We start from the raw sequence: 14794 nt of genomic DNA, 5'->3' as shown, positions 1-14794 counted from the left end.
AACCTGTCCGGTATTGATCGTAGCGTGTCTCGCATGACGACATTCGTACTGGTTCCCGGGTTCTGGCTCGGCGCATGGGCCTGGCGCCCCGTCACCGCCGCCCTGCGCGCGCACGGCCACGAGGTGTACCCGCTGAGCCTGACCGGCCTGGGCGAGCGCGCCCACCTGGCCCGCCCGGACACCGACCTCGACGTCCACGTCACCGACGTGGTCAACCTGCTGAGCTACGAGGACCTTAACGACGTGGTCCTCGTCGGGCACAGCTACGCCGGCGCGGTCGTGACGACAGCCGTTGCCGACCGCATGACCGACCGCTTCGCCCAACTGGTCTTCGTCGACACCGGCCCGCTGCCCGACGGGGCGGCGAACGAGGACTTCAGCCCGCCGCCGGAGCGTGAACGCAACGCGGCGCTGGTCGCCGAACACGGCGACGGCTGGCGGCTGCCGCCCCCGCCGTGGGCCGAGCTGGCGGCGGGAGCAGCAGACGTGGATGAATCGGTCGTCGCGTTGCTCGGCGAGCGGTCGGTGGCCCAGCCGTGGGCGACTGCCATCACCCCGGTGCGGCTCACCGGGGCGTGGGAGAAGCTGCCCCGCCTCGGCGTGCTGTCGAGCTTCACCGCCGAGCAGGCACGCGAGATGGCCGCCACCATGCCGCTGTGCCGGCACATGGCCAGCGATTCGTGGCGGTACGAGGAACTGCCGACCTGGCACTGGCCGATGCTCAGCCGGCCGGCCGAGCTGGCCCGGATCCTGCACGAAGCCAGGCCGACGGCATAGCCCGCGGTGCCCGGGCGACCGCACCCAGGTCACCCGGGCACCGGCACGGGGGAACCATCGGACAGGTCCGATGTCGACCGGCGCGGTCGCGTCCGGGTCCCGGCCGGGCTGGGCAAGGAAACTGCTCGACCTCATCGTGGCGAGCGACCGTGCCGCGGCCGAGCGGGCCCACAAGGATTGACCGAACCACTCCCGCAATCGGCGTCACCCGGATCAGCTCGCGTCGCTGCTCCATCCCGTCTTCGGGTTCTTTCCCGGCCGGGCGGTCGGACGTCGAAGCGGGACCTGGACGGCCGGGCCCGGTCGGCGAAGCAGTCCGTTGGCGACCAGTTCGACGGTCACCGCGACGGCGATCGCCTCGACGGCCAGGAGCGCGACCAGGACCAGTAGCTGGGCTGCCCCGGCCTCGACGGGTGTGCCGCCGCCGAGCAGCACGCCGACGAAGGCGCCGGGGAGGGTGACCAGGCCCACGGTGCGTGTCTGGTCCAGCGCGGGCATCAGTGCCTGCCCCGCGCCGGGCCGGCAGATCTCCAGCGCCGCATCCCGCGGCACGAGGCCCAACGCCAGGGCCGCCTCGTACTCGCCGTGGCGGTCGCGAAGCTCGTCCAACGCGCGGCGGCCCGCCAGGGAGGTAGCGGTCATCGCCCCGCCGATGAGGATCCCGGCGATCGGAACGACCGCGACCTCGGTCAGCGGCACCGTGCCGGAGGCCACGACGAGGGCGCAGGCCGGGAGCGCGCCGGCCGCGATCGGCGCCAGCACCGGCCAGCCGAGGCGAAGCGAGCTGACCCGGCGCGCGGAGGTCGCCGCCGCGACCAGGATCATCAGCGTGATGAACCCGATGCTGGCCCACCACGACCGCAGGACGGCAGTGATGAGCAGCGCCACGGCGCACAACTGCACCACCGCGCGAAGCGCCGCCGTGGCGATGCCACGGGCGTGGCCGAGCCGACCGGCCCGCACCGTTGCCACGGCGACGAGCACAAGAGCGACGAGTACGGCGGCGAGCGCCGGACCCACCGCGACTGCACCTTGATCCATGGGAGCATTCGACCAGCCGGCGCTTGCTCAGATGTTGGAGCCGTCCGGTGGCAGCCCGGGCGGTGGCTGCGGGGATCCGCCCCGGCCGGCAGCCGGTGGACAGGACATGCCCAGGGTGTAGGCCGTCATGGACAACGAGCCGTAGGCGTAGCCGTCGACGAGGACCTCGGTGTCGGGGGTGTCCGTGGCGGCGGCCAGACCGGCGAGATACAACGCGGGGATGAAGTGATCCGGCGTCGGTACCGCACGACGGAAGTCCCCGTGAGCGTCGAGGGTCGCGTACTCGCCCGGGTCGGTCAACATCCGGGCCTTGGCGTCCTCGTCGAAGCGTCGCGCCCAGTCGAAGCCGTCGTCGGCCAGCGCCCAGTCCATGCCGCGCAGGTTGTGCACGACGTTGCCGCTCGCCACGATCAGCACGCCGCGTCGGCGCAGTGGAGCGAGCCGGGCGCCGAGTTGAAGGTGGTAGTCCATCGGCTTGTCGGCGTTGATGCTGAGCTGGACGACGGGAATCGTCGCGTCCGGAAAGGCGTGCAGCAGCACCGACCACGTGCCGTGGTCGATGCCCCAGCTGTCGACGTCCGCCCCGACCCAGGTCGGATGGACGACGTCGCTGACCTCCTCAGCCAGCTCGGGCAGCCCCGGCGCCGGGTACTGCACCTCGAACAGCTCCTGAGGGAACCCGTAGAAGTCGTGAATGGTCCTCGGCCGGGGCATCGCGGTGACCGCCGTGGCGTTGATGTACCAATGGGCACTGACGACCAGGATCGCGCGGGGACGCGGCACCGCCGCGCCGAAGGCTTTCCATGCGGAGGTGTACCGGTTGACCTCGAGGGCGTTCATCGGGTTGCCGTGGCCCAGGAACGCCGCAGGCATCAAGACATCCAAGCCCGGATGTACGTCTGAAGGCACGTGAACTTCCCTCCCTGGAGGACCGGTTCGTACGGCGCGGCCTGCCGGACCTGAGGGTCACGATAGTGCCACCTGGCAGCGGTTCCGGCCGGAATCACGCTCCTCCGGGGATCGGTGATCGAGTCTCCCGGATCGTGGCTGCCGATCGCCGTGCGGCAGCCTGCCCGTTCGGGCGGCTGCCCAGTGACTCCTGGCGATGGGAGCATGATCGGGTGACGCCCTTCCACATCGACGTACCCGAAGCCGTCCTGGACGACCTGCGGGCTCGGCTTTCGCGGACGAGGCTCGCGCCGGCCGCACCAGGAGAGCCGTGGGCCGCCGGCACCGACCCTGGATACCTGGCAGATCTGGTGCGGTACTGGCTCGACGGATTCGACTGGCGTGCGGTCGAGCGTGCCCTCAACCGGTACCCCCAGTTCGTCACCACGATCCGGGGCACGCCGGTCCACTTCGTTCATGTCCGCTCGGCATCGCCCGACGCCACGGCGCTGATCCTCACCCACGGCTGGCCCGGCACGTACACGGAGATGCTGCCCCTGGTGTCCCGGCTCGCCGACTTCGACCTCGTCATACCGAGCCTGTCCGGCTTCGTCTTCTCCGGACCGCTCGCCGAGGCCCGACGACCGAGGCGGCCGTCGCGGACGTGTGGGCCGAGCTGATGACCCGTCTGGGCTACGACCGCTTCGGCGCCTACGGTGGCGACATCGGCTCCGGCGTGACGACGTGGCTCGGCGCCCGCCACGCAGATCGGGTCATCGGGGTCTTCTCGCAGCACATCAAGTTCCCGCCAGCGGACCGCAGGGACGACCTCAGCCCGGCCGAGGAGGCGTTCGTCGCCAAGCTCGACGCGAAGGCCCAGGACGACTGGGGCTACGGATTCCTCCAGGAGACACGGCCCGACACCCTTGCGGCCGCGCTGAGCGACTCGCCGTCCGGCCTGGCCGCGTGGATCGTCGAGAAGTACCAGCGCTGGAGCGACTGCGGCGGCGACATCTCCCGCCGGTTCGACTTCGACGAGCTGCTGACCACCGTGATGCTGTACTGGGTCACCAACTGCATCGGCACGTCCTTCCGGCCCTACCGTGACGACCACCTGGCCCCGCATCTGCCGATGGTCGACGTGCCCGCCGGCATCACTGTCAGCGTGGAGGACGCCGGCCTGCCCCGATCGTTCGCCGAACGCACCTACGCCAACCTCACCCACTGGCGCGAGCCCAGCGTCGGCGGCCACTTCCTCGCCCAGGAAGAGCCCGACCTGCTCGCTGCCGACCTGCGCGCCTTCTTCAACGCGCTGCGCTGATCCAGAAGCCCAACCGAACGCCGCGCCACGCAGGCCACGACGCCGAGGCGGCCGACGGTGAACTGCGCGTCGGGGCCCTCAAGCGGTCGGGTGCGAGAGCGTCACGGCAACCACTGGTCCGATCGCGACGCTGAGCAGGTAGGCGAGGTTGAACAGACCGAGTGCTTCGGCCCGGTGGGAGGCGGATACGACGCCGGCCGCGTGCAGGGCGAGTACGCCTTGGCCGGTCGCGGCGGCCAGGGAGCCGAGCGTCATCGCCGCGAGCAGCAGCGGTACGGCGGTGGTGACCGCCGCCAGCAGTAGCGCGGCGGCGCCGGTGACGAGCAACGTGGCGGCCGCGACGCGGCGTGACACTCGCACGGATGCCGCGACCAGGAACCCGGAGCCGATGCCGCCGATCAGGTACGGCGCCAGCAGCACGATCCCGCTCCGGGTGCCTGCCCATCCCGCGTGCTGTCGCAGCAGTTCCGGCGCGGCGTAGAGCAGGGCGAAGTTCCCCACTCCCAGCGCGAAGGCCAGCGCGCACGCCGCGAGGAACCGGCCGTTCCGTGCCACCGCAGCAGGCAGGAAGCCGTCCGGACGGACCTTCATCCAGAACACCAGCAGAGGCAGCAGTACGACGGTGGCCGGGCCGGCCACCAGCGGCCGGTGCGGAATGAGGACGGCAGCGGTGACCAGCATGGCCAGGATGGTCATCCCGAAGAAATCGAATGGCGCCGGCACCGCGTCCGCTGAGGTGGTGCCGCGGCGAGCCGCGGGCACGGCGAGCACCGCCAGCAGCGGCAACGCCAGCGCCACCTGCCACGACGAGAGGTCGGCGATCAGTGCCCCGGTCAGCGGACCGGTGGCCCCGACGACCGCCAGCGACGCGGCGACCACGCCCATCTGCCGGGCCGAGTCGGCCAGTTTCATCGCGGTCACGGTGAGTCCGGCAGACCCCAGTCCCTGCACCGCCGCACCGGCCACCATCGCCGGCACGCTCGGGATCAGCACGAGGATGAGCGTCCCCGCGGCCACCAGCGCGGACGCGACGGTCAGGACCGCTTGTACGCCGCGACGGGCGAGCAGCGCCGCCAGCAGCGGCGTCCCCAACGCGATCCCCCAGCCGAAGGCGGTCACACCGGCGGTCGCGGCCTGTTCCCCGCTACCCGTTGCGCGCGCCAGGTCGTCGAGCAGCAGTGCCGGTGCGGCAATCCCGAACGACAGCGGACCGGCCAGCAGGGCGAGCCAGGGTGTGGCCACCCGCCCTGGTGCGAGCAACCTGTGGCGGGAAGCGGCTCGGCGCCGCTGTAGCTGATCCATGTCGTTCCTCCGGTGTCGGCTCGGTTCAGCGTGCCCGGGGCTCCTTACCACCGGCTGACGGCCGTCTGACGTACGCGTCGGTGACCCCGCGCCGCTTCCCGGTGAGCAGACCGTCGGTCGGCGGACGTTCGCGGGGCGGGACAGCCGGCTGGCTAGTGTGAAGCGATGAGGTTCGGAGTGCTGGGCGACGTCGCGGTGTGGACGTCGGACGGCACACCTGTCACCGTGCCCGGCCTCAAAGTGCGTGGTCTGCTGGCTGACCTGCTGGTTCACGAGGGGCGCCCGGTGACCGCCGACCGGCTGATCGAGGATCTCTGGGGTGACGAGGCACCCGGCAACGCGCTCGGGGCGCTCCAGACCAAGGTGTCGCAGCTGCGCCGCGCACTGGGGGCGGGCGAGGCGGGTGGCCGTGCGCTGGTCGAGTCCGGTGAAGCCGGCTACCGGCTGCGGACGCCGTCGGAATCTGTCGACGCCGGTCGCTTCGCCGCTCTGTTGGTACGTTCGGGCGCGCAGCGGGAGCCGGCTGTGCGGGCGGCGACGCTGACGGAGGCCCTGTCGCTGTGGCGCGGTTCCCCGTACGCCGACTTCAGCGACGAGCGATTCGTCCGCCAAGCGGTCGAGCGGCTCAACGACCAGCGCCTGACCGCGCTGGAGGAGCTGGCCGAAGCCCGGCTCGATCTCGGTGAGCACCACCTGCTCGCCGGGGAACTGACCGACCTGGTCGCACGCCACCCGTGGCGTGAGCGACTACGGGCCGCGCACCTGCGCGCCCTGTACGGCTCGGGACGCCAGCATGAGGCGCTGTTCGCCTACGAGCAGTTCCGTCGGCAGGCGCGCGACGAACTCGGCATCGATCCCGGCAGGGAGTTGGTCGAGCTGCACGGGGCGATCCTGCGCCAGGATCCCGCTCTCCAGCCGCCGGCACCGGCGTCGACTCCGGCCCGGACCAATCTGCCGGCGCCTCTGTCGCCTGGTCCGTACGGCGGGCTGATCGGGCGCGACGCGGCCGTCGAGGCGGTGCGGGAGCGGCTGACGAACGAGCGGCTGGTGACCCTGACCGGTCTGGGTGGGGTGGGGAAGAGCAGGTTGGCGATCGAGGCCGCTCGTGCGCTGGGTGACACGTTCCCCGCTGGGGTATGGCTCGTCGAGCTGGCCGGCCAGCCGTACTGCGGCGACCACGCGACCTGCGCCGAGATCGTCGACATGGTGGCGGCGACGCTCGAGATCCGGGACGACGGCCCGCCCGGGCCGCCCGGTGATCGATCACCGCGCGAGCCGATGGACCGGCTGGTCGCCGCGCTGCGAGGCCGGCGAATGCTGTTGCTGCTCGACAACTGCGAACACGTGGTGGCGCCGGTCGCTCAACTGACCGAGAAACTTCTCGGCGCCGCGGCCGACCTGCGCATCCTGGCGACGAGCCGCGAGCCGCTCGGGATCCCCGGCGAAGTCGTCTTTCCGGTGCCGCCGCTGGGCCTGCCGGACCCCGGAGCCGGCGCGCGGCAGGTCGCCGAGGCTCCGGCGGTTCGGCTCTTCGTAGCCCGCGCCCGCGCCACCGAGCCGGGGTTCACCGTCGATCAGCGGAACGCGGATGCGGTCGCCGTCGTCTGCCGGCGTCTCGACGGCGTACCGCTGGCGCTGGAACTGGCCGCGTCCCGCCTGGCCGTTCTCGACCCGGGCGAGCTGGCGGCACGGCTCGACGACCGCTTCCGGCTGCTGTCATCCGGCCGGCGCACCGCGCCCCCGCGTCAGCAGGGGCTTCGCGCCGTGATCGACTGGAGTTGGGAGTTGCTGTCGCCTCCCGAACGCGCGGTGCTGCGCCGGCTTGCGGTCTTCGCCGACGGCGCCACCCTGGCCGCCGCCGAGCAGGTGTGCGGGGGCGGGCAGGTGGCATCGGACGAGATCCTCGATGTGCTGGCACGCCTGATCGACCGATCGCTGGTCATGGTGCGGCACGGCGAGGGTCAGCGACGCTTTCGGCTGCCGGAGACGGTGGCTGCCTACGGTCTGGAACAGCTCGACCGCGCCGCCGAACTGCCCGCGACTCGTCGCCGTTACGCCACGTGTTTCGCCCGTCTCGCCGAGCAGGCCGCCGGACGGCTACGTGGTCACGATCAGAGTCGCGCGCTACGCGAGCTCGACGCCGAGAACGCAAACCTCCGGGCGGCACTCGACGTCGCCGCCACCGACGGTCAGGCCCGCGTGGGCTTGGCGCTCGCCACCTCGTTGTCCTGGTACCGCCTGCTCCGGGGTCGGTTCGGGGAGGTGAGCCGGTCATTGCGAACGGCGTTGGACATCGTCCCGAGGAGCGAGGACGACGTCGCGCCGGACGGCCTGCGGCGACATGCGGAGATGTGGCTTGCCGCTCTCGCCACCCGGGACGGCGATCCGGCCGCTCCCCGGCAGCGGATCCTGGAGAGCTACCAGGACACCGAGGGGCCGGAGAAGGCGTTCGCGCAGTGGTTGTTCGCCTCCATGATGCTCGGCTCCGGTGATCCGGGCGAGGCCGCCGTCCTGGTCGACGCGGCGCTGGCGGCGTTCCGCGACGGCGGGGACCGGTGGGGCATCGCCGCCGCCTGCGCCATCCGGGCGGACCTCGCGCTCGTACTCCGCAGCGACCTGCCCGCCGCGCAGCGTGACTGCGAGACCAGCCGGTCGCTGTTCGAGCAGGTGGGCGACCGCTGGGGACAGGTGCATCCGACGAGCCTGTTGGGAACCCTGGCCGAGATCCACGGCGACTACGATCGCGCCGCCACGCGCTATCGGGAGGCGCTGCGCATCGCCGAACACCTGCGGCTGTGGACGTCGGTGTCCCGGCAGCTCGCATGCATCGGCCGGCTCGCCATGTTGAGAGGCGACCTCGACGAGGCCGCCGTCAGTCACGACCGCGCGCTACAGGTGGCCCGGGAACAGTCGAGCCCCTCCGCCGTCGCCTTCGCCGGCACGGGCCTGGCAATGATCGCGCGACGGCGGGGCGACCTCGACGCCGCCGAGACCCAGCAGCGGGATCTGCTCGACTGGAACCGCCGCGCCGGCTTCCTGCCGGGCTGCGCGCTCGCGCTGGCCGAGTTGGGGTTCATCGCGGAGCACCGCGGTGATGCCGTCCTCGCCGAGCGCCATCACCGTGAGTCGCTCGACGCGGCGCGCGCCACCGGGGATCAACGGGCGATCGCCCTGGCTCTCGAGGGCCTGGCCGGGGCGATCAGCCTCGGCGGTGGCAGCCGCCCCGCCGCGCGGCTGCTCGCCGCGGCACGGACGCTGCGCGAGGCCGCCGGAGCGCCGCTGCCTCCCGGCGAGCAACACGACGTCCAGCGCATCACCGTCCGCCTCCGGGAGGCGCTCGGCAGCGACGAACTCACTGCCGAGATGAGCCGCGGCGCGCAGCTCGACCTCGACGAACAGCCGTTCAGCGGCGTCGGTAAGGGGATCGTCAGCGAACGGTAAGCCTGCTCGGCACGGTTGACCGAGAACCGAGCCGAACCAGGAGGCACCATGCAGACCGATGCCAGGATCGCCGTCATCTACTACTCCGCCACCGGCACCGTGCACCGGCTCGCGCAGGCTTTTGTCGACGGAGCCGCGGACGCCGGCGCGGAGGTCCGCCTGCGCCGGGTGGCAGAGTTGGCGCCGGAGCACGTCATCGATGCCAAGCCGCAGTGGCGAGCCCACCTCGACGCCACTGCCGACATCCCGGTCGCCACCCTGGACGACCTCCGGTGGGCCAACGGGTACGCCTTCGGCACGCCGACCCGTTTCGGGAACATCTGCTCCCAGCTGCGCCAGTTTCTCGACACCACGACCGTCCCGTGGCAGGCGGAGGAACTGGCCGACAAGCCGGCGACCGGCTTCACGGCCACCTATGAGGAACACGGCGGCCAGGAGGCGACCCTGCTCAGCCTCTACCAGACCTTCCACCACTGGGGGTCGATCATCCTGCCCACGGGCTACCTGAACTACGACACCGCTCACGCCGCCGGCGGAAACCCGTACGGCGTCAGCCTGGTGGAGAGCCGCGCCGGCCGGGATCCCGAGTACGTCAAAGCTGTCCTCGAGACGGCCTGCTTCCAGGGCGCACGCCTGACCCGGATGGCAGCCGCTGTCGCCGCCGCCCGCGCGGACAGCCGGCTCGGGTGAGGCCCGGCGGCGGGAGCAGGACAACACCCGGGCGGATTCGTCGGTAGGCACGACAGGTCATGTCGAACATCGCTCAACGGGGTGCCGGTGGCTTGTCTACTCGCCGGTCGGGCCGCCTGCCCGCGTGTGCCGGCCCTGCGCGCGCAGCGCGGCCAGCAGGTCGGCCCGGTCTCCTCCGGCCCGACGAACCACCGCTCGTCTCGCCGGTCACCCCACGGGTCGCCGACCTCGCGCCCCTGGAATCCCGACTCGATCCAGCGCATTCCAGCGAGCCGATCGGATCAGCTTGATATGAGGTCAGACGGTCTGATCACGCGCTGCCCGGCTCGGTTCGGCTGGCACGGTTGCTGTACATCACTGCTGGCATGGGCTGGTCGGCCGCCCTGGTCCAGCCGAGGAAACGGCGGTGCAGCACGCCGGCCGGCGTCGAGGGCATGTCCTCGGTGGCCTGGACGAGATAGCTGCCGAGGTAGAGGGCCAGCGACACCGGAGCATCCTCGTACTCCGCGCGCAGCTCGCGCTTGCGGGTCGGGCACGGCCAGGGCAGGTCGCAGCCACCGCAGCTCCAGACCGGCATGACCGGGCCGTGGGTGGTCACCGCACACCCTCCAGGAACCGCGCGGTGGTCGCCCGCGCCTGCCGGCTCGTCGCCCATTCCACCTGCCAACAGGGGTACGGAGTCAGCCGCGCCCACCACGCCCGGCACCCGGCACACATGCCGTCGAGCCCTCGTACGTGAACCGCGACGATCGCCTGTTCCTGCTCGCTGGTCACTGCTCACCCTCCGACGGCCAGTGGCCCCGATTGATCGGTATCCGGTGCCGGGCGCGGCAGGGCAGGTCGGACCACAGCGGCAGATGCGCCGCCAGAGCCGCCACGACCACACCGGCCGGTGCCTGCGAGCAAGAGTCAGCGCGGTGGCAGAAAGGTATTCGTCATACGAGACGCGCCGCACGCACCCTCCCTCGGTTCTGAGGGGGACGCGGCGACCAGGCGATAGCCGCACCGCCCGCCGCATCCCGTGAGCAGGACGCTACGGTGGGTCGCGGAGCGGAACGGGTAGGGTTCCTACCCCTGGATCAGGAGAGCAGCCCGACCTTGACCGCGAGGTCACGGGCGTCGTCACGGGTGGAGCGTGGGCCGTCGAGCAGGTCCAACGTGATGTGGCGGGCGTACCCGTTGAAGCGGATCGTCTCGGGGGCCGACTCGTACGCCTTCCGCAGCGTCGTCACGGCCGCTTCCTTGTCGTCCTTGCCGTAGTGCGCCCGCGCCACCTCGATGAGATGGCGTGCCCGGCGCGGCCTCGACGGGATGGCCGCCGAGTCGTGGCGGCGCGCCTGCCGTACCGCCTCACCGGACTTCTGCAACTCCACCGCCGCCGTCACCGCGTGGGCGCCCATGATGACCCGGGAGAACGACGTCTGCGGCTGATAGAAATCCTCGGGCAGACGCTGCGCCACCCGGTCCGCCCGATCCCAGTACCGCCAGGCCCGGCCTTCCTCGCCGGCACGCGCGGCGGTGTAGGCGGCCTCGAAGTTGAGCGCACCCCACAACGCCAGCAGATTCGTGCCCGCGTCGGCTGCCCTCGGCTCCAGAGCCGACAGGACATCCTGGGTCACCACCATGGCGGTGTCCCAGTCCCCGGCGTCCCGATGCACCTGGCACAGGAACCATGCCGCGAGGGCCAACGCCTCCGGGTCACCGGAATCCTGCGCCGCCACCATCGCCCGGTCCGCAACCCGCCACAACAACTCGGCAGCCGGCTGGTACGCAAGGAACATCTGCGTCAACCCGAACGTCTCCGCCAGCAGCGACTGCGCCTGCCGACGCTCGACGCCCTCGTACACCAGCGCGGCCCGCTGCACGTCGTGCAGAAGTCTCGGCAGCAGCCCACCCAGCACCGTCCGGTGATCGGACGCCTGATGACGCGCTCGCCACGCCATCGCAAGCCGCTCACGCAAACCGGCCAACGACTCCGGCTCAGCATCGTCGGCGAGCACGACACGGTTCACGGCGTCCCGCACCGACGCCAGCGCCGGATGCTCCGGACCGTTCACCACAGCGGACCGGTCGCTCAACTCGCCGGCCAGGGCCGAAACGTCGACCTTCAGCGCACGCGCGATGCGATCCAGCATGTGAATGCGCGGAGGCAGAATCCGATCGGTCTCCACCGCCTTGACCCACTCGGCGCTACGCCCCACCAGCCCACCCAGCACCGCGCGGGTCTTCCCGGACCGCTCCCGGTAGACCTTCAGCCGCTGCCCGAAGGTCAGCTCCGGCAAGGATTCCATCCCGAACCTCCTCATAGCGCGGGATGCGCCACCGGCCTCTTGGCCGCCGTGGCACCAACGCTACCGACCTGCTTGCGGCCGCATAACCCCGAACACACCGGCACGCTGCCTGGAGCCCTCGTGTTGGCTCCAACCTAGACGTGCGTCCACTTCACCTGCGCTGGCTTGCTCGACGCGCTGGCCGCGCCACGTCGCGGCCTCACATCATTGGTCGCTGGTCGCCAAGGCTTCACGCCGTCTTGTGCCCCGGGTGTGCCCCAGGCCCGGCGAGCGGTACTTCCTCCAGCGCCGGAAACCCGCCCCCGTCATCCCGCCGCCGATCGCCCCCAACAACGCCTCGTTGAAGGGTCCTGGCTGCTCTACGTAACCCAGAGCGACCATGAGTCCGACCGCGGCCGCCACCACGCCCCCAGCCACCATCGTCAGGTAGAAAAGGCGGCCACGCACCCCACTAGCCCGTGTTTCATAAGGCTCGGAGGTACTGGTTGATGGCGGCGATGGTCAGGGTGGCTTCGTAGCGCACGGCGAGTTTGTCGTAGCGGGTGGCCATGGCGCGGTGTTGTTTGAGCTGGTTGATGCCGCACTCCACGGCGTGGCGTTGGCGGTAGTCGCACTTTGTCACCCGGCTTGACCACAGCATCTGCCGGAACCTCATCGCGTTGGATGGCCGCGATCGCACCGATAAGAGTCTTCAGCGGTTCGGTGTCCGCGCCGTAGTGAACCAGATGACCCCCCTGGCCGAAGATGACATCGGCCTGGGCTCTGCTCAAGTCGACGAGCGCCTCGACCGCACCGGCCGCCAGAGCCGGACTCCCCGACGCGTCCAGTTGCGCAGCCAACGCTCGGAGCAAGCGATCGATGACAAGCTCCGCAGCCTCCTCGTCCCTCATCCGGCGTGGATATGACCAGCCGACGGCACCGTCGACGGCCAGCACGTGCAGGGCCAACTCTGATGTCATACCAGACGGCCAGTCCATCGGCATCCGCCTCGGCCTGAGCGCAAACCCCCCGCCACGGACCCTAGCCGCAGGCGCTGATACTTCGGGCCGCCGAAGAGGCCACCGCCTGCTGGCAACGTCAGATATCGGAAGTGTTGGAATTCCCGGTTCTGCGCCAGGCAGGACGCCTGCATCGACTCGGCGATATGGCGGCAAGAGGAGCGCTGGCCGCCTACCGGAGGGCTATGCACGTGAGCAGCAACCGCCGCGCCGGTGACCCCGACGCCGCCAATGCCATAGCAGGACGGTGTGCGGAGCTCTCGCGACGGTGCGTCTCGCTCGGTCCGCGTGCCCCGCGACCCCAGCGACCCGCGTTCGAGGCGGCCTGGACAGTCGGTACGGGCTGCGCGCGAAACGTTGGATCGCCGACGCGGCGGTCGAGAGTTCGTCCGGTGGTCAGGCAGCGGGCGGGATCACAGCCTGGATGAGGTGTGGGCCGGGTTCGGCGAGGGCGTTGGCCAGTTGTTCGGTGAGTTCCTCGGCGGTCGTGGCGCGGGTGGCGGGTACCCCGAAGGACTCCGCCAGGCGCACGAAGTCGATCGCGGGATTGGTCAGGTCGAACTGCGGGTTGGTGTCCGGGTCGCCGGTGCCGGGACGCCGGCTGTAGTAGTTCCATTCCTGGCGCAGGATCGCGTACGAGTGGTTGTCGAGTATCACGGTGGTGACGTTCAGTTGCTCACGTGCCTGAGTCCAGAGCGCGGTGGGCGTGTACATGGCGCAGCCGTCGGCGATCAGGGCCACCACCGGTCGGTCGGGGGCGGCGACGGCGGCGCCGACGGCGAGCGGCATTCCGTCGCCCATGGCGCCGCCGGTCTGCATGAGTACGTCGTGGCGGGGAGCGCCGGCGGTGGCGTGGGCGAGCGCGGTGCCCGAGCTGACGCTCTCGTCGATGACGATCGCTCGTTCGGGTAGCAGCGCGGCGACGACGTCGCACCAACTCTGTAGGGTGAGAGGGCCGGTGGGCAGTTGCGGGCGTCGGGGTTCGGTGACGCGGGCTGTCGTCTCGGGGGCGACCAGGTCGGCTAGTTGCGTGAGCGCGGCTTCGGCGTCTTGGCCCACCTCGGCGAGCACATGGGTCGTCGCGTCCGGGGGAACGAGGCAGCTGGGCTTGTCGGAGTAGGCGAAGAAGGCCACGGGCGCTTTCGCGCCTGCGGTGATGACATGGTGTACCCCGGCCAGCTGTTCGAGGGCCTGGTCGGGATAGAAGCCCAGCCGGGGGAACGTGGGTAGACCTGCCCCATGCTCGACCCGGTTGGAGTAGAGCTCCTGCAGGACGCGCACGCCTGTGGCGGCGGCGATACGGCTCGCCGCGCAGAGACCGGCCTCCCGCAGCGCGGGTCCTCCGATCACCAGGGCAGCGGTGTCGCCGCCACGGATGAGCTGCGCGACCTGGTTGATGACGTCGGCAGCGACCGCGGGCGCGGGCTGTGCGGCGGCAGGAACGCCCACCGCTGCGCCGTCGGACCACGAGACGTCCGCCGGCATGATGACGGTCGCGATCTGTCCTGGTGGCTCCACCGCGTCGGCCAGGGCCGCGGCGGCGTCGGTCCCCGCGCCCGCGGGGTTCTCCGGGCGGCGCACGGGACCGCGCAGCCAACCGCCCAGGGCGGCGATGTCGGAGGCCAGGGGTGGGTCGACGGCGTTGTGGTAGGTCGGGTGGTCGCCGACGATGTTCACCACCGGTGAGTTGGCTCGTCGGCTGTTGTGCAGGTTGGTCAGCCCGTAGGCGAAACCCGGGCCGAGGTGCAGCAGCGTTGCCGCCGGCTTGCCGGCGATGCGGGCATAACCGTCGGCCGCGCCGGTCACCACACCCTCGAAGAGGGCGAGCACCCCACGTAGCTGCGGCACCGAGTCAAGCGCTCCTACCAGGTGCAACTCAGTGGTGCCGGGGTTCGTGAAGACCACTTCCACCCCGCCGTCTACCAACGTCCGCATCAGTGCTTCCGCACCGTTCACGCCGCACCCCTCTCGCCTGAACCCATTGCGGCACAATAACCGACTAACCAGTTAAAAACCCTAAAAGACGTTTTGGGTGTTACCTTCGA

At 70.9% G+C, this 14794-nt stretch carries 11 protein-coding genes and 2 pseudogenes; 5 read left to right on the top strand and 8 right to left on the bottom strand.

What is annotated here, in order from left to right; genetic code table 11:
• Positions 1–33 precede the first annotated feature (33 nt).
• Positions 34–777: an alpha/beta hydrolase gene (locus NMK34_RS10235; RefSeq protein WP_318333164.1), complete on the top strand. Its 744-nt coding sequence runs from the start codon at positions 34–36 to the stop codon at positions 775–777.
• A 213-nt stretch (positions 778–990) separates the two neighbouring features.
• Here NMK34_RS10235 and NMK34_RS10230 read toward each other — a convergent pair whose 3' ends face one another.
• Complete coding sequence (locus NMK34_RS10230; protein WP_318333163.1) at positions 991–1818, bottom strand: ABC transporter permease; 828 nt, start codon at positions 1816–1818, stop codon at positions 991–993.
• A gap of 27 nt (positions 1819–1845) precedes the next feature.
• Positions 1846–2691, bottom strand: a complete 846-nt coding sequence (ygiD, locus tag NMK34_RS10225; RefSeq protein WP_318333162.1) for a 4,5-DOPA dioxygenase extradiol — start codon at positions 2689–2691, stop codon at positions 1846–1848.
• A gap of 248 nt (positions 2692–2939) precedes the next feature.
• On the opposite strand from ygiD, the gene NMK34_RS10220 reads away from it, so the two are divergent.
• Together NMK34_RS10220 and NMK34_RS10215 are read left to right on the top strand one after the other, a co-directional pair.
• The gene (locus NMK34_RS10220; RefSeq protein WP_318333161.1) at positions 2940–3386 is read left to right on the top strand and encodes an epoxide hydrolase N-terminal domain-containing protein; all 447 of its coding nucleotides are present in this window, start codon (positions 2940–2942) and stop codon (positions 3384–3386) included.
• Positions 3386–4027 carry an alpha/beta hydrolase gene (locus NMK34_RS10215; RefSeq protein ID WP_318333160.1) on the top strand — a complete coding sequence of 214 codons (642 nt, stop codon included), beginning with the start codon at positions 3386–3388 and terminating at the stop codon, positions 4025–4027. Before NMK34_RS10220 ends, NMK34_RS10215 begins: the two co-directional genes overlap by 1 nt.
• A gap of 78 nt (positions 4028–4105) precedes the next feature.
• On the opposite strand, the gene NMK34_RS10210 is transcribed toward NMK34_RS10215, so the two are convergent.
• Positions 4106–5269, bottom strand: a complete 1164-nt coding sequence (locus NMK34_RS10210) for an MFS transporter (RefSeq protein ID WP_318333159.1) — start codon at positions 5267–5269, stop codon at positions 4106–4108.
• A gap of 225 nt (positions 5270–5494) precedes the next feature.
• Here NMK34_RS10210 and NMK34_RS10205 point away from each other — a divergent pair, with 225 nt between their 5' ends.
• Entirely contained in the window at positions 5495–8770 is a 3276-nt protein-coding gene (locus NMK34_RS10205) for a BTAD domain-containing putative transcriptional regulator (RefSeq protein WP_318333158.1), read from the top strand.
• Between the two features lie 48 nt (positions 8771–8818).
• Positions 8819–9460, top strand: a complete 642-nt coding sequence (gene wrbA / locus NMK34_RS10200; RefSeq protein ID WP_318333157.1) for an NAD(P)H:quinone oxidoreductase — start codon at positions 8819–8821, stop codon at positions 9458–9460.
• Positions 9461–9757: 297 nt separating this feature from the next.
• On the opposite strand, the pseudogene NMK34_RS10195 reads toward wrbA, so the two are convergent.
• The 5 genes and pseudogenes from NMK34_RS10195 to NMK34_RS10175 form a co-directional block, all read right to left on the bottom strand.
• Positions 9758–10058 (bottom strand): annotated as a pseudogene (locus tag NMK34_RS10195) (hypothetical protein).
• Positions 10055–10234 (bottom strand): hypothetical protein, encoded by a 180-nt coding sequence (locus NMK34_RS10190; RefSeq protein ID WP_071096076.1) that lies wholly within the window; start codon positions 10232–10234, stop codon positions 10055–10057. Before NMK34_RS10190 ends, NMK34_RS10195 begins: the two are co-directional and overlap by 4 nt.
• Positions 10235–10539: 305 nt before the next feature.
• Entirely contained in the window at positions 10540–11751 is a 1212-nt protein-coding gene (locus tag NMK34_RS10185) for a helix-turn-helix transcriptional regulator (RefSeq protein ID WP_318333155.1), read from the bottom strand.
• Between the two features lie 463 nt (positions 11752–12214).
• A pseudogene (locus tag NMK34_RS10180) lies at positions 12215–12358 on the bottom strand (IS5/IS1182 family transposase); the annotation flags it as partial.
• A gap of 787 nt (positions 12359–13145) precedes the next feature.
• Positions 13146–14705: an acetolactate synthase large subunit gene (locus NMK34_RS10175; RefSeq protein ID WP_318333154.1), complete on the bottom strand. Its 1560-nt coding sequence runs from the start codon at positions 14703–14705 to the stop codon at positions 13146–13148.
• Between the last annotated feature and the right edge of the window lie 89 nt (positions 14706–14794).

Origin of the sequence: Micromonospora sp. BRA006-A (assembly GCF_033433935.1) — a bacterium.
Classification (GTDB): domain Bacteria; phylum Actinomycetota; class Actinomycetes; order Mycobacteriales; family Micromonosporaceae; genus Micromonospora; species Micromonospora aurantiaca.
This window is presented reverse-complemented; position numbering and strand designations above follow the sequence as displayed.

Coding starts and splice junctions, on each gene's coding strand:
- ygiD (WP_318333162.1), bottom strand. CDS start 2,691: ATGCCTGCGGCGTTCCTGGGCCACGGCAACCCGATGAACGCCCTCGAG.
- NMK34_RS10215 (WP_318333160.1), top strand. CDS start 3,386: ATGACCCGTCTGGGCTACGACCGCTTCGGCGCCTACGGTGGCGACATC.
- NMK34_RS10230 (WP_318333163.1), bottom strand. CDS start 1,818: ATGGATCAAGGTGCAGTCGCGGTGGGTCCGGCGCTCGCCGCCGTACTC.
- NMK34_RS10185 (WP_318333155.1), bottom strand. CDS start 11,751: ATGGAATCCTTGCCGGAGCTGACCTTCGGGCAGCGGCTGAAGGTCTAC.
- NMK34_RS10235 (WP_318333164.1), top strand. CDS start 34: ATGACGACATTCGTACTGGTTCCCGGGTTCTGGCTCGGCGCATGGGCC.
- NMK34_RS10205 (WP_318333158.1), top strand. CDS start 5,495: ATGAGGTTCGGAGTGCTGGGCGACGTCGCGGTGTGGACGTCGGACGGC.
- wrbA (WP_318333157.1), top strand. CDS start 8,819: ATGCAGACCGATGCCAGGATCGCCGTCATCTACTACTCCGCCACCGGC.